The 22,363-nt window shown below is 67.1% G+C and carries 22 protein-coding genes; 15 read left to right on the forward strand and 7 right to left on the reverse strand.

Annotated elements, in window-relative coordinates; genetic code table 11:
- The first annotated feature begins 10 nt into the window (after positions 1-10).
- From AC4ELS_RS12605 to AC4ELS_RS12655, 11 genes are read left to right on the forward strand one after another with little or no spacing between them, the layout of a single operon-like run.
- The gene (locus AC4ELS_RS12605) at positions 11-823 is read left to right on the forward strand and encodes an MlaE family ABC transporter permease (protein ID WP_499047612.1); all 813 of its coding nucleotides are present in this window, start codon (positions 11-13) and stop codon (positions 821-823) included.
- Positions 820-1,677, forward strand: coding sequence for an MlaE family ABC transporter permease (locus AC4ELS_RS12610; RefSeq protein ID WP_088305613.1), 858 nt, complete (start codon positions 820-822; stop codon positions 1,675-1,677). Before AC4ELS_RS12605 ends, AC4ELS_RS12610 begins: the two co-directional genes overlap by 4 nt.
- Complete coding sequence (locus AC4ELS_RS12615) at positions 1,674-3,095, forward strand: MCE family protein (RefSeq protein WP_499047614.1); 1,422 nt, start codon at positions 1,674-1,676, stop codon at positions 3,093-3,095. Before AC4ELS_RS12610 ends, AC4ELS_RS12615 begins: the two co-directional genes overlap by 4 nt.
- Positions 3,092-4,144: an MCE family protein gene (locus AC4ELS_RS12620; RefSeq protein ID WP_499047616.1), complete on the forward strand. Its 1,053-nt coding sequence runs from the start codon at positions 3,092-3,094 to the stop codon at positions 4,142-4,144. Before AC4ELS_RS12615 ends, AC4ELS_RS12620 begins: the two co-directional genes overlap by 4 nt.
- Positions 4,145-5,200: an MCE family protein gene (locus AC4ELS_RS12625; protein WP_448443691.1), complete on the forward strand. Its 1,056-nt coding sequence runs from the start codon at positions 4,145-4,147 to the stop codon at positions 5,198-5,200.
- Complete coding sequence (locus AC4ELS_RS12630; protein ID WP_064957180.1) at positions 5,197-6,300, forward strand: MCE family protein; 1,104 nt, start codon at positions 5,197-5,199, stop codon at positions 6,298-6,300. The genes AC4ELS_RS12625 and AC4ELS_RS12630 overlap by 4 nt, the downstream gene beginning before the upstream one ends.
- 6 nt (positions 6,301-6,306) lie before the next feature.
- Complete coding sequence (locus tag AC4ELS_RS12635) at positions 6,307-7,377, forward strand: MlaD family protein (RefSeq protein ID WP_131811704.1); 1,071 nt, start codon at positions 6,307-6,309, stop codon at positions 7,375-7,377.
- Positions 7,374-8,597 carry an MlaD family protein gene (locus AC4ELS_RS12640; protein WP_448443695.1) on the forward strand — a complete coding sequence of 408 codons (1,224 nt, stop codon included), beginning with the start codon at positions 7,374-7,376 and terminating at the stop codon, positions 8,595-8,597. Before AC4ELS_RS12635 ends, AC4ELS_RS12640 begins: the two co-directional genes overlap by 4 nt.
- Positions 8,594-9,247, forward strand: a complete 654-nt coding sequence (locus AC4ELS_RS12645) for an Rv1363c family protein (RefSeq protein ID WP_499047619.1) — start codon at positions 8,594-8,596, stop codon at positions 9,245-9,247. Before AC4ELS_RS12640 ends, AC4ELS_RS12645 begins: the two co-directional genes overlap by 4 nt.
- 40 nt (positions 9,248-9,287) lie before the next feature.
- Complete coding sequence (locus AC4ELS_RS12650) at positions 9,288-10,193, forward strand: oxygenase MpaB family protein (RefSeq protein ID WP_055110359.1); 906 nt, start codon at positions 9,288-9,290, stop codon at positions 10,191-10,193.
- A 5-nt stretch (positions 10,194-10,198) separates the two neighbouring features.
- Positions 10,199-10,897 (forward strand): oxygenase MpaB family protein, encoded by a 699-nt coding sequence (locus AC4ELS_RS12655; RefSeq protein ID WP_499047621.1) that lies wholly within the window; start codon positions 10,199-10,201, stop codon positions 10,895-10,897.
- Between the two features lie 86 nt (positions 10,898-10,983).
- On the opposite strand, the gene AC4ELS_RS12660 is transcribed toward AC4ELS_RS12655, so the two are convergent.
- Positions 10,984-11,676: a demethylmenaquinone methyltransferase gene (locus AC4ELS_RS12660; protein WP_055110371.1), complete on the reverse strand. Its 693-nt coding sequence runs from the start codon at positions 11,674-11,676 to the stop codon at positions 10,984-10,986.
- A 161-nt stretch (positions 11,677-11,837) separates the two neighbouring features.
- On the opposite strand from AC4ELS_RS12660, the gene AC4ELS_RS12665 reads away from it, so the two are divergent.
- From AC4ELS_RS12665 to AC4ELS_RS12675, 3 genes are all read left to right on the forward strand, one after another.
- On the forward strand, positions 11,838-12,662 hold the full coding sequence (locus AC4ELS_RS12665) for an SDR family oxidoreductase (protein ID WP_499047623.1): 825 nt from the start codon (positions 11,838-11,840) through the stop codon (positions 12,660-12,662).
- Between the two features lie 138 nt (positions 12,663-12,800).
- Positions 12,801-14,756, forward strand: coding sequence for an aconitate hydratase (locus AC4ELS_RS12670; RefSeq protein WP_499047625.1), 1,956 nt, complete (start codon positions 12,801-12,803; stop codon positions 14,754-14,756).
- A 47-nt stretch (positions 14,757-14,803) separates the two neighbouring features.
- A complete protein-coding gene (locus AC4ELS_RS12675) occupies positions 14,804-15,640 on the forward strand; it encodes an alpha/beta fold hydrolase (RefSeq protein WP_499047627.1) in 837 nt (278 codons plus the stop codon).
- A 23-nt stretch (positions 15,641-15,663) separates the two neighbouring features.
- On the opposite strand, the gene AC4ELS_RS12680 is transcribed toward AC4ELS_RS12675, so the two are convergent.
- Positions 15,664-16,791, reverse strand: a complete 1,128-nt coding sequence (locus tag AC4ELS_RS12680; RefSeq protein WP_499047629.1) for a glycosyltransferase family 4 protein — start codon at positions 16,789-16,791, stop codon at positions 15,664-15,666.
- 89 nt (positions 16,792-16,880) lie between these two features.
- Between AC4ELS_RS12680 and AC4ELS_RS12685 the strand changes: the two genes are divergently transcribed.
- Positions 16,881-17,573, forward strand: a complete 693-nt coding sequence (locus AC4ELS_RS12685; RefSeq protein ID WP_064957041.1) for a DsbA family protein — start codon at positions 16,881-16,883, stop codon at positions 17,571-17,573.
- Here the strand turns inward: AC4ELS_RS12685 and AC4ELS_RS12690 are convergent.
- From AC4ELS_RS12690 to AC4ELS_RS12710, 5 genes are read right to left on the reverse strand one after another with little or no spacing between them, the layout of a single operon-like run.
- Positions 17,557-18,051, reverse strand: coding sequence for a DUF3592 domain-containing protein (locus AC4ELS_RS12690; RefSeq protein ID WP_064886832.1), 495 nt, complete (start codon positions 18,049-18,051; stop codon positions 17,557-17,559). The genes AC4ELS_RS12685 and AC4ELS_RS12690 overlap by 17 nt on opposite strands.
- A gap of 32 nt (positions 18,052-18,083) precedes the next feature.
- Positions 18,084-19,742, reverse strand: a complete 1,659-nt coding sequence (gene menD, locus AC4ELS_RS12695) for a 2-succinyl-5-enolpyruvyl-6-hydroxy-3-cyclohexene-1-carboxylic-acid synthase (RefSeq protein WP_498885846.1) — start codon at positions 19,740-19,742, stop codon at positions 18,084-18,086.
- A 16-nt stretch (positions 19,743-19,758) separates the two neighbouring features.
- Complete coding sequence (locus AC4ELS_RS12700; protein ID WP_055110380.1) at positions 19,759-20,559, reverse strand: alpha/beta fold hydrolase; 801 nt, start codon at positions 20,557-20,559, stop codon at positions 19,759-19,761.
- A gap of 37 nt (positions 20,560-20,596) precedes the next feature.
- Positions 20,597-21,322 (reverse strand): DJ-1/PfpI family protein, encoded by a 726-nt coding sequence (locus tag AC4ELS_RS12705; RefSeq protein ID WP_499047631.1) that lies wholly within the window; start codon positions 21,320-21,322, stop codon positions 20,597-20,599.
- Positions 21,323-21,333: 11 nt separating this feature from the next.
- Positions 21,334-22,302, reverse strand: a complete 969-nt coding sequence (locus AC4ELS_RS12710; RefSeq protein ID WP_499047633.1) for a GlxA family transcriptional regulator — start codon at positions 22,300-22,302, stop codon at positions 21,334-21,336.
- Positions 22,303-22,363 lie beyond the last annotated feature (61 nt).

The following is a 22,363-nucleotide window of genomic DNA, read 5'->3' on the forward strand; positions in this document are numbered from 1 at the left end:
AAGGAACTCGATGACCTACGAGCTACCGGCGTCCAAGGGCCCCGTTCGGGACGTCCTGGTCCAGGGCGGCTACGTGCTCGGCTTCTCGGTGCAGGCGCTGGTCAGCGTCGTCACCGCGGTGGTACACCGACGCCTGGTGCTCGACGAAGTCGTCAACCAGACCCTGTTCATCGGCCGGGTGTGCACCGGCCCGGCCCTGCTGTTGATGATGCCGATCGGGGTGTTCATCGCCGTGTCGGTCGGCGAGCTGGCCGGGCGCATCGGCGCCGGCGGTTACTCGGGCGCCGTGGTGGCGTTCATCATCGTCGGCCAGGCCGCGGCCCTGGTGTGCGCGCTGATGATGGCCGGCGTGGCCGGTTCGGCGATCTGCACGGACCTGGGATCGCGCACCATCCGCGAGGAGATCGACGCGATGGAGGTCATGGGTCTCGACGTGATCGAGCGCCTCGTCGCACCGCGCCTGGTCGCCGCCGTCATCGTGGCCCTGGCCCTGTGCTCGATCGTCACCTTCGGCGGCGTGATGGCGTGCTACCTGTACCACATCAGCGTGCAGCACCTGCCCGCCGGAACGTTCCTGGCCACGTTCAGTCAGTACGGCCAGGTGTCGGATTTCGTTATGGCACTGATCAAGTCGGCTGTTTTCGGCCTCACCGCAACCCTGGTGGCCACCTTCAAGGGCCTGCACACCAAGGGCGGTGCCGGCGGCGTGGCCAACGCGGTGAACGAAGCCGTGGTGCTGGCCTTCGCCCTGGTCTTCATCCTGAACACGACCATGTCCGCGCTGTACACCGTGGTGGTTCCGGCCGTGGGCAGTTACCGATGACCGCGCTTTCCAGCAGCGCTGCCCTGCACCGGATCTCGCGACCCGCAGTCGCCGGGTACGACGCGCTGGCGGTCGCCGGTCAGCACGTCACGTTCTACGCCAAGGTCCTCGGTTCACTGCCGTATGCACTGGTGCGCTACCGCAAGCACACTCTCGGACAGATCGGCGAGGTCACCTTCGGCACCAGCTCCCTGCTCTCCGGCGGCGGCACCATCGGCATCGTGTTCGCGATGTCGCTGGCTGCGGCGATGATGCTGGGCGTCGAGACCCAGCGCGGCCTGGACCTGGTCGGGATGAACACCCTGTCGGGCATGCTGGCCGCGATCGCCAACACCCGCGAGCTGGCGCCGGTCGTGGTGGCAATCGCGTTGGCGGCCAAGGTCGGGACGGGCTTCACCGCGCAGATCGGGGCCATGCGGATCTCTGACGAGATCGACGCGCTCGATGCCATGGCACTACGGTCGATCCCCTACCTGGTCGGCACCCGCGTGCTGGCCTCGGTGGTCTGCGTCATCCCGATCTACATGATCGGCCTGCTGGCCAGCTACCTGTCCACCCGGACCGTGGTGGTGATCTTCAACGGCGCCTCCCCCGGCACCTATGACTACTTCTTCCACCTGGCCCTCGGACCCCGGGACCTGCTCTATTCCGGGATCAAGGCCGTCGTCTTCGCGATCGTCGTCGCCCTGGTGCACTGCACCTACGGCTACTTCGCCTCGGGTGGACCCGCCGGGGTGGGGCAGGCCGCCGGCCGGGCCCTGCGCACCGCGATCCTGGCGGTCGGCATCCTCGACGTGCTGCTCACCTTCGCGCTGTGGGGCCTGGTCCCCGAGATCCCCGGGATGGGAATGTGAAGCGCCTCAAACGATTCGGCAGGCGACGCAGGTATTCGGAACCCAGCCGAGCCCGACTGGCCCTGCGCGGCCTCGCCGCCGCCACCGTGGCGGTAGCAGTGGCGTCGGTGCTGGTGGCCCGGGCATCGGGGCATCTGGAACGCAGCGCCGATGTGTTCGTGGGCGTTCCGGTGTCGGCCGGACTCATCACCGGCGGATCCCCGGTGCGCTACCACGGCGTGAACGTCGGGCGCATCGCCGAGATCGAGTCGGGCACCCACACGTCCCGGGTCAGACTGGCGATCGAGCCCGACAGCCTCGGCATCATCCCGTCCTCGGCCGTCGCGCGAATCGTGCCCCGCACCTTTTTCGGCGACATCTACCTGCAACTCGTCGACCCGAAAGGCAACCGGTCCGCGACGGGACTGAAGGCCGGCGACGTCGTGTCGATCGACGACAGCCCCGATGCGATGGCCCTCTACGACGTGTTCACCAAGATCGTCGACCTGTTCTCACAGATCAAGCCCGAGCGCATGCAGACGGCCCTGACCGCGATCAGCCAGTCGCTGCGCAACCGCGGTACCGAACTGGGTTCCACGATCGACAATCTGAGCGCCAGCGCGCAGGTGCTGACGCCGTCACTGGTGCGATTCCTCGACACCACACCGCAATTCCGGGACGTCATGGCCTCGCTGGACACCGCCACCCCCGACATCATCTCGACGCTGTCGGCAGCGACGTCGGTGTCCAACCGGATGGTCGACGACCAGAAGAAGTTCGCTTCGGCCATCGACGGTTTCGCCCGGTTCTCCTCGGTGCTCACCTCGTTCATGGCCGATCACCGCGAGCAGTTGATCACCGTGGTGGATGCGGCAGGCAAGATCATGGCGACCACGGCCGCCCAACCGCTGGGGTTGGTCGACACCCTGGCCGGCGCGCAGTCGTTCGGTGAGGCCGGCGCCAAGGTGTTCGCGACGGGCAAGTTCAGCATCACCGCCGTGGCGACCTTCGCCGGACCGATGCCGTACTCGATGCAGGACTGTCCGGTCTACGGCGCCACCCAAGGTGCCCGCTGCGCCGAATCGGCTCCGTCGGGCCAGGTTCCGGATCAGCCCGCCGACGTGCTGGCCCGCCCGGCCGCCGACCTTCCGGTCACGCCGTTCACGGCCCCGGCTCCGCACCTGCCGACGCACTCGTATCTGCCGCCGGGACCCGGGTTGCCGCAGTCCGCGCCGATACCCACGGAGCCGCTTCCCGCCGAGGCAGTCGCCGCGGCACCGGCTTCCGCGGTCGTCGACGCCGACGGTCAGGCCCATGCCCTGGCAGTACTGCAGGACGAACTCGTGCCCCCGGCCGGCGCCCCCTCTACGCAACCGAACATCGCCACGGTACTGATGCTGGGCCCGCTGGTACGCGGCACGGAGGTGCAGGTCTCATGAACCGGAACGGACGGTGGCAGTCGTGGGTCAAGCTCGGCGGCTTCAGCACGGCCGGGGTGCTCAGCGCGGTGCTGGTGATCAACACCCTGTCGGTGCCGGTGCGCGGTAGCACCGTCACCTACCAGGCACAGTTCAGCAGCGTCGAGGGACTCAACGTCGGAAACCCGGTGACCATGAACGGCATTCGGATCGGACGGGTGGACTCGATCCGGTTCGCCCCCAACACCGACGGCACCAGCCGGGCCGACGTCGACATCGAGGTCAACTCTGACTTCACCCTGACCAGCAACGTCACCGCCGCGGTGCGTTATGGCGACATGCTCGGTGCCCGTTATGTGGCACTGTCCGATCCGGGTGGAGCCATCATGGACGTCTCCACCGACGAACCGCCGGCCCGACTGGCCGCCGGGGGCGTGATCCCCCTGGCCCAGACCTCGCCGGCGGTCGATCTGACCGCACTGCTCAACGGATTCAAGCCGCTGTTCGACGCGCTGGCCCCCGATCAGGTCAACACGTTGACCCGGGGATTCGTCGAGACGTTCAGTGGCCAGGCCCAGACCCTGACGACGCTGCTCACCCAGATCGCCGCCATGACATCGAGTTTGACCAACAACGCGGGGATATTCACCCAGCTCATCGACAACATGTCGACGTTGATGCGCACGATGAACACCCGACAACCGCAGCTGGAGCAGATGCTCACCGGACTCAACCGGCTCAGCGCGGCGGTGACCTCCGGTGACCGGCAGTTCGAGATGCTCATCGACCAGGGCAACGCCGTGCTGGCCACCCTGGCCAACACGGTCAACAACTCCAGCGCCGCCTACGGAGACACCATCACCAATCTCAATTCCATGCTGCAGACCTGGCAGCCCAACACCGAGGAATTCACCAAGCTGCTGACCCGGCTGCCGGAGTTCGGCGATGCCATCAACCGGACCTCCAGCTACGGCGGGTTCGTCAGCCTGTACCTGTGCAACTTCACCCTCAAGATCCGCAGCCACGAAGCGAACATCTTCGGCTACACGCATTCAGAGGTGTGTCAGTAGATGTTCCTCGTCAAACTGATCGACCTCTTCGTCGGCGCGGTGATCTTCCTCTTCGTGAAGGATCAGCGCAAACACAATCCATCAATCCCGTTGGCGCTGGGCATGATCGGCACCATCACCCTGGTGGCCATCATGGTCGTCTCCATCGGGATTCCCCGCGCGGTCTACCACGTGCGGACCAACTCCTATGTCGCGGAGCTGGCCAATGCCAGCGGGCTGACCGGCGGCGATCCGGTGTACGTCGCCGGGGTGCCGGCCGGGCGGGTGGAGGACGTGGCGCTGGCCGTCGACCGGGTACGGGTCGGCTTCCGGCTGGACAAGGCTCAGGCCCTCGGCAACCGCACCACGGTCACAGTGCGGCTGCGAACCGTGCTTGGTAAGCGGTTCCTCGACGTCATGCCCGCTGGGACCGTCAATGGTTTGGACTCCAACGTCATTCCGTTGTCGCGCACCACGGTTCCGTACAGCCTCGACGAAGTCGGGCGCAAGGCCGCCGACACTGCCGAGCACGTCGACCAGCAGCCGCTGACGGCGATGATGAACACCTTGGTCGAGACCATGCCCGGCAACAGCACCGAGCTCGGCCAGGCGCTGGCCGGGATCAGCGCCGCCAGCTCGGCCTTCGCCGACAACGGCGACAAGATCGACGAGATCCTGCGGATCAGCCGGTCGATGGCCGAAATGCTGTCGCGTCAAACCGATTCGCTGGCCGATACCGCGGCCAACGCGCAGTACATCGTGTCCTCACTGGCCGCCCGCCGTCAGGCGCTGGCCGACATCGTCACCAACCTGACCGCGATCATGCGGCACCTGGCCGAGATCTACACCGACAAACAGGCCGATTTCGGCAGTTTGATCACCGGCCTCACCGCGGTCACCGGAACCCTGAAAGCCAATGTGGACAAGATCGACCAGACCCTGCAGAAGATGCCCCCGGCGATCCGTGCGGTCACCAATGCCACCGGCAACGGAAACTGGGCCGACGTCAACTCGCCGTCCGTGGTGATGCCCGACAACCTGTTGTGCTTCCTGAATGTTCAGCGGGAGTGCCGATGACTCGACGGATTTCGACGGCGCTGATCGTCGTCCTGTGTCTGGCCGCCGGTGGCTGGTATGTGTTCGGCCGCACCGATCGGGCCCGCACGGTGCATGCCGACTTCGGCTACATCAACGGCATCTACCCGGGCAGCAAGGTGACCGTGCTCGGGGTGCCGGTGGGACGGGTCACCGCGGTGACGCCACAGGGCACCACGGTGCGGGTCACCATGACGCTGCCCGACGACGTCGCGCTGCCCGCCGAACCCGATGCCTACGTGGTGAGCCCGGCCCTGATCAGTGATCGCAGCGTCGAACTCGGCCCCGCCTACAGCGGAACGGGCCCCACGCTGGCCGACGGACACGTCATCGGGGCCGACCACAGCCACTCCCCGATCACCTTCGACACCATGCTGGGCAGCCTGAGCACACTGACCTCGGCGATCGGGCCGCAACAGGGCGACATCGGCGCGGTGCTCACCCGCGGTGCCGACCAGTGGCGCGATCAGGGCAAGCTGTTCAACTCCGCGATGCGCAATCTCAGTGCGGCCAGCGGCGTACTGGGTGCGCGGGCCGAGGACATCGGTGCGGTGGTGGACAACCTCAGCACCCTGATGGCGGCCTTCAACCAGCGCCAGGTGTCGCTGAACCAGATGGTCGACGAACTCGGTCAGGTCGGCGGCAGCTGGGCCGACGCCAACGTCGATATCGCCCAGCCCATGGCCGATCTGAAGGTGGTGCTCGATCAGGTCGACACCTTCGTCACCCAGCACGGTGACGATCTGGGCACGATCGCGGCCAACCTCAACGCCGTCGGCGATGTGCTGACGGCCAAGCAACCGCAGCTGGCCGAGTTCATGGACCTGGTACCGCTGATGATGCAGAACCTGTCCAACACCATCGGCCAGGACCGACGCGGCCGGATCCGGCTGAACGTGTCGACGGTGCTGTCGCAGTTCGCCGCGGCCCAGAACTTCTGCGACCGCAACATGCTGCCGATGTGTGTAGGTGCCGGGATCACCAACCCGATCTCCTACCCGGTCAGCCGGTCGGACCCGCTGGGCATCGTGTCCGCTGTCACCGGCAACGCCCCGGCTCCGAACCCGAAGTACCCGAGGTGAACGGTCATGCCTAGATCCCTGCCCAAACCCACCCTGCGGGGTGCGGCCGTCGGTTGCGCGCTGGTGGTCGCCGCCGCGAGCGTGTGGGCGTTGAGCGATATCGGAATTCAGGACCTGCCCCTGGGCCGCACCTCACCGAGTGACACGATGGCCGTCACCGTGGTGCTGCCCACCGCCGACGGCATCACCATCGGGGCCGACGTCCGCAACGGACAGAAGGTGGTGGGCCGGGTCAGCGGGATGAGCCTGGCCGCCTCGGGCGCCTCGGTGCAGCTGAGCCTGGCCGACGCCGACGGTCTGGACTCCGGGACAGTGGCCAGCGTGGAACTGCCGTCAGCCCTTGGCAATCCGTTCGTCCGGCTCAGCAGCGCACAGCTGGCTCCGCAGCGGGCGTTACGCGACGGCGACGTGATCCCGCCCAGTCACACCGAGCTGGGGCCGCAGATCGAGAGCGCACTGGCCACCTTCGGGGCGCTGCTGTCCCGCAGCGGCGTCGATCAGCTCGCCACCATCGTCACCGAACTGGACAAGGCCTTCGCCGGCCGGGCCGACAAGGTGCGCGGACTGATCGACTCGATGTCGCTGCTGGCCGCCAAGACCTCCGAACATCAGGGCGAGTTCGATCAGGCAATGAGCCTGGCCGCCAACATCACCGGACAGTTTGGCCACGAGCAGAAAACCGTTGCCGGCTACCTCGACGCCGTGCCGAAGGTGGTGGCGATGCTCGATGTCCAGCGGGCCAAGTTGCAGACGTTGTTCTCCTCCACCACCGCGCTGGCCGCCACCGCCAACAGTGTGCTGTCCTCGACCGATCTGAACGCCATGGTGTCCGACGCCGGCACCGTCGTGCAGACCATGGGCGCCTTCAACGACCGGCTGGGCGGGATGCTCACGGCGATGAACAACTTCCTGGAGAAGTTCGGCAGCTCGGTACACGGCGACTACCTGATGTTCGATGGCGCCCTGGACATCCCGGGCACCATCGACAAACTCCTCACCGGAGGGTTGATCGTCAACGGCACCCCGATCACCGGGGACGTCGCCCTGGAAGGGTTCTTGTCGGGAGGTCTGAATTGAGACGCCTGGTAGTGGTTCAGCTGGCGATCTTCGCAGTGATCGCCGTGATCGTCATCCCGTTCGGCATTCGTTATGTGGCCGGACCGCAAGGGTTCCGGACACCGATGACCCTGACCGCGACGATGAGCGACGCGTTCGGACTCACCGCGGGCACCAGCGTCACCGTGCGGGGGGTGCAGGTCGGCACCGTCGACGACGTGTGGCTGTCCCCCGACGGCACCGCGATGGTGCGGCTGGCGATCGATCCCGACACCCGGATCCCGCGCGATGCGATCCTGACCATCGGGATGGGCACGGCCGCCGGCATCCAGAGTGTCGACATCATGCCGCAATCCGATGCCGGTCCGTACCTGGCGTCCGGGGACACCATCGCCGCACCTGCCGACCGTCAACCGATCCAGATGGACCGGATCATGGGCGACACCGCACAACTGGTGAAAGGCATTGACACCCGGGCGGTCAGAGACGTCGGCACCGAACTGTCGAACGCCTTCGACGGGTTGGGACCGGATCTGGCCATGTTGATCGACAACGCGTCGGACATGTCCACCCGGATCCGGAACCAGACCGGCCAACTGCAGCCGCTGATCGAGGGCACCGCGGAGCTGGTCACCACCATGGCCGGTCAGGGTGACCCGTTCGTGCGCGGCATGGCCGCCAGCTCACGGTTGGCCAATCAGCTCGATGGCAGTGGCCCGGCGTTCCTGTACCTGACCGACCGGTCCCCCGCCGCGCTGAAATCCCTGCAGCGGGTGCTGGACACCTACCAGGGCACCTTCGGCGCCACCCTGGCCAACCTGGCCACCGTCACCCCGATCATCGGTGACCGTACTGATTCGCTGCAGACGGGGCTCACGACCATCCCCAAGGGTCTGCAGGACCTGACCTCGATCGTCAAGGTCGACGCCACCGGCCAGACCCGGGCGGATTTCTCGTTGATCGCCACGCAGGGACCGGTGTGCAACTACGACGTCGACCGGCGGGCCATCGGCGATGTCAGTCCCACCGAACCCAACCTGGTGATGTACTGCCCGCCCGCACCCGACATGCTGATGCGGGGGGCGGTCAACGCACCCCGACCCAACGATCTCGGCCTGCAGAACTCACAGACCCCCGGACATCCGATCGGACCCGAGGTGGTCAGTGACCCGGTCAAGATCCCGACCCTGGCCCAGCTGGCCTACAAATGGCGCAGCATCCTGAAAGGTGGCCCGCAGTGAGCAATTCCGACGATGACTCTGCCGACGACGACCGCAAGGAATCGGTGCTGACATTGGACAAGCCCTCCGACGATGTCCCCGAGGATGTCCCCGAAGACGCCGCCGAGGATGCCCAGGAACCCGACGTCGACGAGCCAGAGGCCGAGGACTCCGAACCCACTGCGCCCGGCCGGCTCAAGCGCCGGATCGCAACGGCTCTGGTCGCACTGCTCGCCGTCGCCGCCGTGGCAGCACTGGTGGTGTTGTCGCTCGGCGAATACCACCACCGCCGCGACGACGCACTGCGCACCGACGCCGTGGCGATGTCCCGCGACTATCTGGTGGCGATGGCTGCATTCGACTACCAGAAGATGGACGCCAACCGTGAGCACATCGTCGCCAATTCCACCCCCGGATTCGCGGCCAAGTACGACGAGATGGTCAAGGCGCTGCGCGACATCGTGGTGACCAGCAAGGGTGTCGCGACTGCAACGGCCGATCACGTGGTCGTCGACAGTCTCGACGGCGACACCGCCACCGTCGTCGCCTTCGTCGATCAACACGTCACCAATGTGACTGCACCACAAGGCAGTAATCAGAAGTACCGGATGGTGGTCAAGCTGGTGCGCAGCGACGACCGCTGGATCGTCGACGACGTGCAGACCGTGTAACCCGCTGTTAGCCCTGTTTCGCCCCCGAGAGGAGTCCCCCATGCCAGCGACGTACGTGGACCTGGCCGCCGAGCCGCGGCTGACCACCGCCGAGACCCGCATCACCGTCACGCAGCGGGTGCCGCGGTGGATCCGGAAGAAACACGTCGACCTCTCGGACGCGCTGGACTTCTGGTCCGCCGCCGGAGCGGCGGCCAATGTCATCATGCAGATGAGCTGGCCCGAAGTGGGGTACGGCGTCGCCGAAAGCCGGGTGGAATCAGGAAGTTTGGTGCACCACCCGTGGAAGCGGCTGCGCACCACGGCGCAATACCTGACCGTGGCGATCCTCGGCACCGACGAGGAGAAGAACGCCTACCGCGAAGCCGTCAACGTTGCGCACCGGCAGGTTCGGTCCACCGAGGACAGCCCGGTCAAGTACAACGCGTTCAACCGCGAACTGCAGTTGTGGGTGGCGGCATGCCTTTTCATTTTCTATGAAGACACCCATCAGCTGCTCTACGGCACGATGACCGAGGAACAGGCCGAGACCTTCTACCAGAGTGCGATGACCATCGGCACCACGCTGCAGGTCCTCGAGGAGATGTGGCCGGCCACCAGGGCGGACTTCGATGCGTACTGGAACACCGCATGCGAACGCGTCGAGATGACCCCGTTCGTCCGGGATTACCTCATGGTTCTGGTGGAGTTGCGGATGATCAACTGGCCGATGCGAAAGATGCTGGCGCCGCTGCTGCGGTTCCTGACCATCGGCTTCCTGGCGCCGGTGTTCCGCGACGCGATGGAACTGGAGTGGACCGATACCGACCGGCGCCGCTTCGAGCATCTCTTCCTGTTCGTGGCGTTCGTCAACCGCTTCCTGCCGAAGTCACTGCGCAACGGCAACTATGCGGTGCTGATGAAGGACCTGCGCCGCCGGATCCGCCGCAAGAAGGCGCTGATCTGACCTCCGTGGCGGCCGGGCTCGGCCCGGACACCATGCTGTCGCGTTATCTGCAGGACCGGCGGTTCCTGTTCGTCCTGCCGAGGGCAGTCTGCCTGCAGTCACTGCATCCGACGATCGCCACCGGGATCACACAGCATGCGCTGTTGCACCGACGGGTGTGGTTGCACCACAAACGCACGGTGACCCAGGCGATCAGGATCGCCTTCACCGACATCGACATGCGCCCCTACATCCGCTTCGCGCACGAGGACGTGAAAGGCCGGGACCCGGCCGGGAACAAGTACCACGCGCTGAACCCCGACGTCTTCCACTTCCAGCACGCCACATATGTGGAAAGCATTGTGACGATGGTGAATACGTTCATCCGGAAGCTGGACGAAGGCGAGCACGAGCAGCTCTACCAGGAGTGCTGCGCGTGGTATCGGCGTTACGGCATCTCCACGCGCCCGATGCCTGCGAGCTGGCCCGAGTTCTGCACCTACTTCGAGGACGCCTGCCACACCCAGCTGGTGGCGGGCGAACACTTCGAACCGTTCCGGCGCCAGATGTTCGCGCCGACAGACTGGTGGCCACGGGCGGTGCCGCGCCGGGCGATCCGGGCGCTGCAGCATCCGCGGGCAGCCGAACTGACCGGCACGGTGATCAGCGCTCGCGACCGCCGGTCCCTGCGGCGGTTCGTGCTGACCAGTCGGGTGCTGTCGTAAGAATCCGCCGAAACCGCATTCCAGCAGGTGGTTACTCGAACAACTCCTGCTGGAATGCCATTTCGGCTCGGGAGAGAAAATGGGGGTCAGGGAGACGGCTTGGTCGCCGCGTGCAGCGCCACGATACCGCCGGTCAGGTTGCGCCACTTGACCTGTGACCAGCCGGCTTCGCCGATACGCCGGGCCAGCTCGGCCTGATCCGGCCAGGCGCGGATCGACTCGGCCAGGTACACATAGGCATCCGGGTTGCTCGACACCGCGGTGGCCATCCGCGGCAGCGCCTGCATCAGGTACTCCTTGTACAGCGTGGCGAACGCACCGTTGGTCGGCGTCGAGAACTCGCACACCACCAGTCGGCCGCCCGGCCGCGTCACCCGGGCCATCTCCCGCAGCCCCGCCACATGGTCGACGACGTTGCGCAGCCCGAAGCTGATGGTGACCGCGTCGAACACCCCGTCGGCGAACGGCAGCCGGGTGGCGTCGGCACCCACCTTCGGCACCGGCCGCGATGCCCCGGCGGCGAGCATGCCCACCGAGAAGTCCGCCGCCACACACCACGCGCCGGAGCTCGCCAGCTCGACCGTCGACACCGCGGTGCCCGCCGCCAGGTCCAGCACCTTGTCGCCGGGACCGATGCCGAGCGCCGCACGCGTCTGCCGACGCCAGAACCGGTCCTGTCCGAGGGATAGCACGGTGTTGGTCAGGTCGTAGCGCCGCGCCACGGCATCGAACATCGATGCCACTTCGTGGGGGTTCTTCTCCAGGCTCGCTCGACTCACGGTGCTGACGCTACCGGGCGGTGCTCAATAGATTGACAGTGACCGAAACCGTGGCGCACCGTCGCGGCTCCCTGTGGACTTCCTGCAAGTCGGACGGCCGGGGAATGGGTGGCTGCGTCCGACCGCTGAACTGCAGGGAACGAAACGTCGAAGGGTTGATCATGAGCGAAAAAGTGTGGTTCACCACCGGTGCATCGAGGGGTTTCGGCCGGGAATGGGCAATCGCAGCCCTGGACCGTGGTGACAAGGTGGCCGCCACCGCACGCGACACCGCCACGCTGGCCGACCTGGCCGACAAGTACGGCGACGCGCTGCTGCCGATCCGCCTTGATGTCACCGACCGAGAGGCGGACTTCGCCGCCGTCAAACAGGCCCATGACAACTTCGGCCGGCTGGACATCGTGGTCAACAATGCCGGTTACGGCCAGTTCGGGTTCATCGAGGAGCTGTCGGAGGCCGACGCGCGGGACCAGATCGAGACGAACGTCTTCGGCGCGCTGTGGGTCACCCAGGCTGCGCTGCCGTATCTGCGCGCCCAGGGCAGCGGGCACATCATCCAGGTGTCCTCGATCGGCGGCATCACTGCATTTCCACTGGTCGGCATGTACCACGCGTCGAAGTGGGCGCTGGAAGGGTTCTCACAGTCACTGGCCCAAGAGGTCGCACCGTTCGGTGTGCACGTGACGCTGATCGAGCCTGGCGGCTTCTCCACCGACTGGGCCGGATCCTCGGCCAGACATGCTGCCCCGCTTGCCGATTACGACGAGGCCCGCGAGGCCGCGCAACGCGCCCGCGCCCAGCGCAGCGCCAAGCCCGGCGATCCGAAGGCGTCGGCCGAGGCGGTGCTCAAGATCGTCGACGCCGAGAACCCGCCGCTGCGGGTGTTCTTCGGTGAGCTGCCCCTGCAGTTGGCCAGGGCCGACTACGAGAGCCGGCTGGCGACGTGGGAGCAGTGGCAGCCGGTGTCGGTGCTCGCCCAGGGCTGACCTTCCCGGCGCGAGTTTCCTCCGGCGAGCAGACGCTCCGGTACCCCGTAACGCCATTACCCGGGGTACCTACGTGTCTGCTCGCCCGGGGATGGTGAGCTCGGTTTCGGGGCGTGAGCACGCGGGAACGCTAGGTGAATGCCGGAGAGCGTCACACAGAAGTTGATCGGGTCCCATCTCGTCTCCGGGTCGATGACGCCCGGGGACGAGATCGCGATCCGGATCGACCAGACGTTGACCCAGGACGCGACGGGAACGCTGGTGATGCAGGAGCTCGAAGCACTCGGGCTCGATCGCGCCCGCACCGAGGTCAGCGTTCAGTACGTCGACCACAACCTGCTGCAGACCGACGAGAAGAACGCCGAGGATCACGAATATCTGCGGACCGCGGCGCAACATTTCGGGCTGTGGTTCTCCAAGCCCGGCAACGGCGTCTCCCACCCCACGCATATGCAGCGCTTCGGCATACCCGGCAAGACGATGGTGGGTTCGGACTCCCACACTCCGGCAGCCGGATCACTGGGAATGCTGGCGATCGGTGTCGGCGGGCTCGAAGTGGCGCTGGCCATCGCCGGCGAGCCGCTGCACCTGCGGGCACCTCAGGTGTGGGGCGTCCGATTGGAAGGCGAGCTCCCGCAATGGTGTTCGGCGAAAGACGTCATCCTCGAAATGCTGCGGCGCCATGACGTCAAGGGCGGCGTCAACCGCATCATCGAGTACTACGGTCCCGGTCTGGCCGGGCTGTCGGCCATGGACCGGCATGTCATCGCGAACATGGGCGCCGAGCTCGGGGCCACCACCACCGTCTTCCCCAGCGACGAAGCGGTGCGTGACTTTCTCACCGGCGAGGATCGCGGTGACGACTGGACCGAACTCGTCGCCGACGACGGCGCGCAATACGACATCGACGAGGTCATCGACCTGTCGGTGCTCGAACCGCTGATCGCCAGACCGTCGTCGCCGGGCAACGTCGTGCCGGTGTCGGAGGTGGCCGGTGAGCCCGTCGCGCAGGTCGTCATCGGCTCCAGCGCCAATCCCGGATTACGCGACTTCGCGATCGCAGCGGCCATGGTGCACGGCCGCCAGACCTCGCCCGACGTCAGCTTCGATGTCAACCCCACCTCCCGCGAGATCCTCACCGACCTGACGAGAATGGGCGCCACGACCCAACTCGTCATCAACGGCGCGCGCATCCATCAGGCCGGCTGCATGGGCTGCATCGGCATGGGCCAGGCTCCGGCCACTGGCCGGAACTCGCTGCGGACCATGCCCCGCAACTTCCCCGGCCGGTCCGGCACCAAGGAGGACTCGGTGTGGCTGTGCTCGCCGGAAACCGCTGCGGCATCGGCGATCACTGGGGTCATCACCGACCCGCGGCAGTGGGCCGCCGACAACGGCATCGAGTATCCCGAGCTCGATCTGCCCACCCATTTCAGCGTCAACACCGCCATGCTGGTCGCCCCGGCCGCGCTCGAGCAGGCCCGGGCCGTCCAGGTCATCAAGGGCCCCAACATCTCCAGCCTTCCTGAGCTGACGCCGCTGCCCGATGCAGTGACGGCCCCGGTCCTGCTCAAGGTCGGCGACAACATCTCCACCGACGAGATCTCACCGGCAGGCGCGCGTGCCCTGCCGTTCCGGTCCAACATTCCCAAGCTGGCCATGTTCAGCTTCACCCAGATCGACGAAAGCTATCCGGAACGGGCGCAGTCCGCCGAGAACGGCCACATCATCGTCGGCGGGGAGAACTACGGTCAGGGCTCATCGCGCGAACATGCCGCGATCGCGCCACGCTATCTCGGGCTGCAGGTCGTGATCGCCAAGTCCTTCGCCCGTATCCATTGGCAAAATCTCGCCAATTTCGGTGTGCTGGCACTGGAATTCGTCGATCCGGCCGACTACGACGGCGTCGCTCAGGGTGACGTGCTTTCCCTCACCAACGTACGCCAGGCGTTGACCGACGGCCTTCCGATGACCGTTACCAACACCACGAAGGGCACGAGTTTCCCGGTGCAGCACAGACTTTCATCGCGCCAGATCCAGCACGTCCTGGCCGGCGGCCTCATCCCGTGGCTGGCCACCCAGCAGAAAAACTAGGCCGAGAACCCCGCCGGCAAAGCGCGGATGGGCGTAGCGTCGAGCACATGCCTAAGATCACGACTTCTGACAATGTCGAGATTTTCTATCGGGACTGGGGCTCGGGCCAGCCCATCGTGTTCAGTCACGGCTGGCCGTTGTCCGCCGACGACTGGGACACGTTCATGCTGTTCTTCCTGCAGCACGGCTACCGTGTCGTCGCCCATGACCGGCGCGGCCACGGACGCTCCTCCCATGTGACCGACGGCCACGACATGGACCACTACGCCGATGACCTCGCCGCGGTGGTCAAGCACCTCGATCTGCACGACGCCATCCACGTCGGCCACTCCACCGGCGGGGGTGAGCTGGTGCGCTACCTGGCCCGTCACGGGCTGGATCGGGCGGCGCATGCGGTCCTGATCAGCTCGGTGCCGCCGCTGATGGTCAAGACCGACGCCAACCCGGGCGGCCTGCCCAAGTCGGTGTTCGACGATCTGCAGGCGCAGCTGGCGGCGAACCGCTCGGTGTTCTACCGCGCCCTGCCGTCAGGTCCGTTCTACGGCTTCAATCGCGAACAGGAGAAAACTCCCGAGCCTGCTCGCGAGGCGATCATCGCCAATTGGTGGCGCCAGGGCATGATGGGCGACCCCAAGGCCCACTACGACGGCATCGTCGCCTTCTCCCAGACGGATTTCACCGAGGACCTCAAGAAGATCACCTTGCCGTCACTGGTGATGCACGGCGAAGACGACCAGATCGTGCCGTACGCGGATTCTGGTCCGCTGTCGGCGAAGCTGCTGCCCAACGGGACCCTCAAGAGCTACCCCGGTTTCCCGCACGGCATGCCGACCACCCACGCCGAGACCATCATGGCAGATCTGCTGGAGTGGCTGCGGTCCTGAAACCGGTTGGAGCAGTAGCCAAGTCAGGCGGCGCGCAGCCGGCGTAGGCCCTGCACGGCTTCGTAGTGCCCGATCAGCTCGTCACAGATGGCCGGCCAGGTGCGGCTCAGCACGCTGCGCCGAGCGGCCACAGAGTAGCGCGACCGCTCGGCGATCAGGTGCTCCACAGAAGCGGGTAGCGCGGACTCGAATTCGTTCACGGGCAGCAACAGTCCAGTGCGGTAGGGCGCCACCAGATCCCGAGGCCCACCGGCATCGGGAGCGATCACCGGCAGTCCCGAGGCCATCGCCTCCTGAACGGCCTGACAGAACGTCTCGTGCTCGCCGGGGTGGACGAACACGTCCATGCTGGCGTAGGCCGCCGCCAGTTCCGTGCCGTGCAGTTCACCGGTGAAAACCGCCGAAGGCAGCACAGATTCGAGCTTGGTCCGGTCCACCCCGTCACCTACCACCACCAGCTGCAGGTCGTCGCGCCCGGCCAGCGCGGCCAGCCGCTCCACGTGCTTCTCCGGCGCCAACCGTCCGACGAACCCGACGACCGGCTTGCCCTCGGCCGACCACGACGCCCGCAGCTGCTCATCGCGAGCCGACGGGGCGAACCCGGTGATGTCCACGCCGCGTCCCCACTTGAACACTCGGGGAATCCGATGGGCCTCAAGGTTTTCCATCGCCGAGGTGGACGGCGCCAAGGTGCGGTCGGCCTTGCTGTGCAGACGCCGGGTCCATGCCCATGATGCCCGCGACAGCACGCCAACGCCGTAGCTCTCGGCGAAACCGGCGACATCGGTCTGGAACACGGCCACCGACGGCACGCCGAGGTGGCGGGCGGCGTGTACGCCGCCCCAGCCGAGCAGCGCGGGCGAGGCCAGGTGCACAACGTCGGGGTCGAAGCCGCGCAGCACATTGACCATCCGCGGCCGCGGCACGCCCAGCGGCAGCGAGGTCACCTTGGGAAACATTCGCGAAGGCACCCGGTGCACCCGCACACCGTCATGGACCCGTTCGGCAGGCGGCTGACCCCGCGGGGTGTCCGGGGCGATGACGAGTACCTCGTGGCCGGTGCGGCGGAGATGCTCGATCACCCGAAGCACCGAGTTGGTGACGCCGTTGACATTCGGGAGGAAGGACTCTGCAACGATCGCAACGCGCACACCAAGATAGTCCCAGCGGCACCTGTCCCCGAGGTAGCGTCCGGGGATACGACACGCTAAAACCTGATGCCCGGGTCTAGGGTTGGCGAATGCGATTACCGCGCGTTGCTGCAGCGATGCTGGCCGTGGTGGCCCTGTCCGTCGCCGGTGCCACCTCCGGTTGCACCCGACTGGTCGACGGCACCGCGCAGGCCAACAGCAACAAGCCCGGCAGCGAGATCACCGAGGACGGCTGGGGTATCCAGATCGGCTTCCCGGATGCGCCTGCCCAGATCGAGTTTTTCACCGAACCGCAGTGCCCGGCCTGCGCCCACCTGCAACATGAGTCCGGCGATGCCATCGCCGCGGCCATCGGCCAGGGCCAGCTGGCCGTGACCTACCGGCCGCTGACCTTCCTGGACCGGATGGGCACCGAGTACTCGGCCCACGTGGCCAACGCGCTGTTCCTGGCCGCCGGCCCGGGCACCACGGGCATGGCGTTCCAGGCATTTGTTCAGGACCTCTGGGGCCACCAGGAGCCCGAGGGCTCGCCCGGCCCGACCGACGACGAGATCGCCGCGATGGCATCCGGGAGCGGGGTCGGCAGCGAGCAGACCGACAAGATCGCGGCCGGCGCGCAGGCCATCGACTCCGAACAACTCAACGAGGCCAACGCCGAACTGCTCAGCGAAACCCAATACGAGGTGTCCACCCCGGCGATCTACGACCTCGTCGGCGAAGAGGTCGTCGATATCAGCGACCCGGACTGGCTGGCCAAACTGCTTGCTACGCCGAGGAGTTGACGGTTCCGGTTGAGCTGGGCCGGCGCTGCAGAAAAGCCAGCAGCGCCAACGCCGCAGCCGCCACCAGCCAGCCCACCACCGCGATCGATCCGGCCGGGATGATCGCCAGTGACGCGTCGCGGTCTCGCACCCGCACCAGATCGGGATTGTTCTTGTCGTACTCGACGTAGATCCGCATCCCGGTATCGAGCTCCGAGGGGTACAGCACCCCCAGCTCGGGGCGGTAGGTCACCCGGTCCGGCGTGACGAACTCGATGGTCGAGCGCCGCGGTCCGGCGCTGAGCACCTCGGCCGCGGCCACCCCCATGTTCCGCTCGATCTGCTGGTCGTTACGCCAGGCGCCCATCACCAACAGCACAGACTGCAACGTGACCAGGCAGGCGGCGATCACCACGCCGATCCGCACCCGCCGGATGATCCGCTGCGAGCGGGTCTCCCCCGGCTCGCCGTACAGGTGCGGGATCAATGGCTGCACCATTGCCCGCAACCGCGCCGCGATCTGTGCGGGCCTCACAAGGCTGCCTTGATCGACGCGTGCAGGGCACGCAGCGACGACCGGTCGGCCTTCACCTCCAGCACCCGCATGCCGTCGAAGGGTTCGGCCAGGGCCGCGCCGAGCGCGTCGGCCTCAACCTGCCCGCACTCGACGTGATAGGCCCGGCACAGCGCCGCGATGTCCACATCGTGCGGCGTGCCGAAGATCCGGGAAGACACGTCGGAAAACCGCGGATCACCCTGTTCCAGCAGCTCGAAGATGCCGCCGCCGTTGTCGTTGGACACCACGATCGTCAGGTTCCGTGGCGTCGGCTCGGTGGGCCCGATCAACAACCCCGAGCTGTCGTGGACGAAGGTCAGATCGCCGATCAGCGCGAGGGTCCGGCCGTCGTGCGCCAGCGCCGCGCCGATCGCCGTCGACACCGTGCCGTCGATACCGGCCACACCACGGTTGGACCGCACCTTGACGCCCTCGGTGGTCAGCCCGACCAGGGCGGCATCGCGCACCGGGTTGGACGCCCCGAGCACCAGCTGATCCCCCGGGCGCAACGCATCGGCGACCACCGCGGCCACGTGCAGGCCGGTGGTCAGCGGGTGGGCCTCGAGTTGTTGACGCACCGCAGCCACCGCGTGCCGGTTCACCTCGGCGCAGCGGTTCAGCCAGGCCGGGTCCGGGGTTCCGGTCGCCACCGCCCGGGTACCGGTGGCCATCGAGTTGCCGGAGACATCGGGCCAGCGCGGACCGGTCGTCAGCGCGTAGACCGGCACCGCCGGATCGGCCAGCAGCGCCGACACCGGCCGGTGCAGCGTGGGCCGGCCCAGCATGATGACCTGCTTGGGATGCACCAGGCGAAGTGCCAGCGGGTGCAGCGGGTTGGCGGGCAGCGGCGCGGTGGGCTCGGCCACCGTCGGCAGACCGGCCAGGTTGGGGTGCACACCGGCGCCGTGCCCGGCGATCACCACCGTGTCCGGGGTGAGGTCGATCTCCAGCGGCTGATCGAAGCTCACCGCCGGGGTGTACGTCCACGGCTTGCCGTCCGGACGGCCTTCCGACGAGCGCTCGCGCGAGGAGCCGACAAACCCCGGTAATGACTCGTCCGCGTGCACGCTGTCGGGAACCAGCGGTTCGCGCAGCGGGATGTCGAACTGCACCGGGCCCGCGTTGGCGGTGCGTGATCCGGTGGCCGCCGCGAGCACCCGGCAGGTCGCCGAACGCCATTGGGCGTTGAGTGAGTCCAGCTGTTCTGGGCGGTCTTCAGCCAGGCCGAGGCTGATGTTGGCCCGGACCTGGGTACCGAAGTAGCCCAACTGCTCGAAGGTCTGATTGGCGCCGGTGCCCAACATTTCATAGGGCCGGTTGGCGCTCAGCACGATCAGCGGAACCCGGGCGTAGTTGGCCTCCACGACCGCGGGGCCGAGATTGGCCACCGCGGTACCCGAGGTCATCGCGATGCAGACCGGCGCCCGTTCTGCCACCGCAAGACCGATCGCCAGGTAGCCGGCCGTGCGTTCATCGATGCGAACGTGCAGACGGATCCGGCCGGCCCGGTCGGCGTCGGACAGCGCGAACGCCAGCGGGGCATTACGCGAGCCCGGGCACAGCACGACATCGCGGACGCCGCCGCGGATGAGTTCGTCGACGACTACGCGCGCCTGTGCCGTCGAGGGGTTCACCACTTCACCTTATTCGTCAGTACTGGCCGGTCTGCCCGGTCTGCCCGGCCAGGAACTCGAGCAGCACGGCGTTCACGGCGTCGGGCTTCTCGATGAAGCCGAGGTGACCGGTGTCGGGGATCTCCAGGTAACGGGCGGTGGGAATCGCATCGGCCACCTCACGGCCCAGATGCGGCGGCAGCACCACATCGTCGGCGAACCCGATGACCAGCACCGGAGTGGTGATCGCCTGGTACGCCGGCAGCCGGTTGCCCACCGGACCGGCGTCGGACTGGGCGGCGAGACCGGGAGTCTGCTTGGTCGGCCACATGGTGAACATCTCACTCCAGTCGCGCACCAACGCGTCGTCGTTGAGCGTCTTGGGCGAAAAACTCTCCATCATCCGGAGCTTGGCGTCGAACGTCGGCGGCAGCTGCACGCCTGAGGCCGCCAGGTCACGCTCGGCGGTGCGGAAGAACTCGCGGGCCCGGTCGTGACGGCCACGGGTGGCCATCAACACGGCCGACCGCACCAGATCCGGACGCGCCAACATCAGCTCCTGTGCGATGAACGACCCCATCGACACACCTACGATGTGCGCCGGGGCCGCCCCGAGCTTTTCGATCAGCTCGGCGGTGTCGGCCACCATCTGCTCGGTGCCGAACCCCTGGGCGTTCTCCGTCGCGCCGACCCCGCGGTTGTCGAAGGTGATGACGCGGTAGCCGGCCCGCTGCAGCGCCGGGACCTGGTGCAGGTGCCAGGTGCGGCCCGCACCACCGCGGCCGGCGATGAACAGCACCGGGTCGCCCTTGCCTCGCTCGTCATATGCCAGATTCACCCGGCCGACGCTACTCGATCACGACCAGTGCACCAGATCACGCAGTGCGACGGCCCCGGACCTTCCTGATCGCCTGATCCCACGCCAGCAACACCCCCGCCTTGAGCGGTTCGGGCTTGATCATGTCCTTGCTCAGCAGCGCGGTGGCACCGGCCTTGGTGGCCGCGCTCGCCTTCGACATATGCCCGGAATCGAACGGCGGCTGCGGGTCGTACTCGATCATCAGCTGAATGGCCTTCGCCTTCGCCTCGCCGCCGATCTGGCCCGCCAGCCAGACGGCCAGGTCGATCCCGGCCGAGACGCCCGCCGCGGTGATCACCTTCCCGTCCGGGTCGGCCCGCACGATGCGCTGATCCCCGACCGGTGTCACACCCATCATCTTCAATGCGCTCAGCACCGACCAGTGCGACGTCGCACGTTTCCCGTCGAGCAGGCCCGCCGCGGCCAGCACCACCGAACCCGAGCACACCGACGCCATCCAGGTCGTTCCCGGATAGACCTGACGCAGCCAGCCGAGCACCTTGTCGTCGCGGGCGGCCATGGTGGTGCCGGGGCCGCCGGGCACCAGCACCACGTCGGGTGACGGGGTTTCGTCGAAACTGTGGGTGGCCCCCACCGTCAGCACGCCGGAGTCGGCGGTGATGGGACCCGGCTCGTGCCAGACGAACCGCACGTCCGCGTCGGGCAAGTTGCGCAACACTTCGTAGGGCCCGATGAAGTCGAGCGCGGTGAAGCTCGGGTACAGCACGATGGCGATCTGCATGGTGTTTCCTTTCAGGCGAAGGTCTTGCGGTATTGGTCGGGCGAAATGCCCAGGCGCCGAACGAAGTTGCGCCGCATGGTTTCGGCGGTACCGAATCCGCAGCGGGCGGCGATGACGGTGACGGTGTCGTCGGACTCCTCCAGCTGGCGCCGCGCGGCATCGGTGCGGATACGTTCCACGTAGGCACCCGGCGCCTCACCGACCTCGTCGGTGAACACCCGGGTGAAATGCCTTGGGCTCATCGCCGCCCGTCGGGCCAGCTCGGAAATGCTGTGCACCCCACCGGGTTCGACCTCGATGGATTCCTGCACCACGCGGATCGGGGCACGCTTGGCCCGCGGCATCCACACCGGTGCGGCGAACTGGGTCTGACCGCCGGGCCGGCGCAGGTACAACACGAGATAGCGCGCGACCGTCTGGGCGATGTCGGTGCCGTAGTCGTCTTCGACGAGCGACAACGCCAGGTCGATGCCTGCGGTCACTCCCGCCGCTGTCCACACCTGCTCGGAACTTCTGACGAAGATCGGCTCGGGATCGACTGCCACCGAAGGGAATTCATCTGCCATCCGGCGCGCGGAGGACCAGTGCGTGGTGGCGGGGCAACCGTCGAGCAGTCCGGCCTGGGCGGCCAGGAACGCACCGGTGCACACGCTGACGACGCGGCGGGCGTTGCGCGCGGCCGTGCTGATCCAGTCGATGACCGCCGGGTTGGCCCGCGCGGCATCGGTGCCGATCCCACCCGGTATGACGATGGTGTCGATCGGACCGTGCGGGTCAGGCAGCGGCGCGGCGACGAACTCCAGCCCGGTGAGGGTGCTGACGGGCTGCCCGTCCGCCGAGGTCACCGTGACGGCATAGCCGTCGCCAGGTCGGCCCAGGCCGGCCAGGGCCAGGGTGGCGGTGGAGAACACGTCGAAGGGCCCGACGAGGTCCAGCGCCTGCACCCCGGCGTAGCCCAGGATCACCACCGATCGCGTCACCTCTTCAGTGTTCGCGACGTCGGCGATGGCGTCTACGTCACGTACCCCACAAATCAGGACA

Source organism: Mycobacterium shunyiense (genome assembly GCF_058270035.1).

What these genes read in the sequence shown, in the direction of transcription:
- AC4ELS_RS12630 (WP_064957180.1), top strand. Translation starts at nt 5,197, where the DNA reads ATGACTCGACGGATTTCGACGGCGCTGATCGTCGTCCTGTGTCTGGCC.
- AC4ELS_RS12675 (WP_499047627.1), top strand. Translation starts at nt 14,804, where the DNA reads ATGCCTAAGATCACGACTTCTGACAATGTCGAGATTTTCTATCGGGAC.
- AC4ELS_RS12665 (WP_499047623.1), top strand. Translation starts at nt 11,838, where the DNA reads ATGAGCGAAAAAGTGTGGTTCACCACCGGTGCATCGAGGGGTTTCGGC.
- AC4ELS_RS12625 (WP_448443691.1), top strand. Translation starts at nt 4,145, where the DNA reads ATGTTCCTCGTCAAACTGATCGACCTCTTCGTCGGCGCGGTGATCTTC.
- AC4ELS_RS12685 (WP_064957041.1), top strand. Translation starts at nt 16,881, where the DNA reads ATGCGATTACCGCGCGTTGCTGCAGCGATGCTGGCCGTGGTGGCCCTG.
- AC4ELS_RS12670 (WP_499047625.1), top strand. Translation starts at nt 12,801, where the DNA reads ATGCCGGAGAGCGTCACACAGAAGTTGATCGGGTCCCATCTCGTCTCC.
- AC4ELS_RS12690 (WP_064886832.1), bottom strand. Translation starts at nt 18,051, where the DNA reads ATGGTGCAGCCATTGATCCCGCACCTGTACGGCGAGCCGGGGGAGACC.
- AC4ELS_RS12605 (WP_499047612.1), top strand. Translation starts at nt 11, where the DNA reads ATGACCTACGAGCTACCGGCGTCCAAGGGCCCCGTTCGGGACGTCCTG.
- AC4ELS_RS12650 (WP_055110359.1), top strand. Translation starts at nt 9,288, where the DNA reads ATGCCAGCGACGTACGTGGACCTGGCCGCCGAGCCGCGGCTGACCACC.
- AC4ELS_RS12635 (WP_131811704.1), top strand. Translation starts at nt 6,307, where the DNA reads ATGCCTAGATCCCTGCCCAAACCCACCCTGCGGGGTGCGGCCGTCGGT.
- AC4ELS_RS12610 (WP_088305613.1), top strand. Translation starts at nt 820, where the DNA reads ATGACCGCGCTTTCCAGCAGCGCTGCCCTGCACCGGATCTCGCGACCC.
- AC4ELS_RS12620 (WP_499047616.1), top strand. Translation starts at nt 3,092, where the DNA reads ATGAACCGGAACGGACGGTGGCAGTCGTGGGTCAAGCTCGGCGGCTTC.
- AC4ELS_RS12705 (WP_499047631.1), bottom strand. Translation starts at nt 21,322, where the DNA reads ATGCAGATCGCCATCGTGCTGTACCCGAGCTTCACCGCGCTCGACTTC.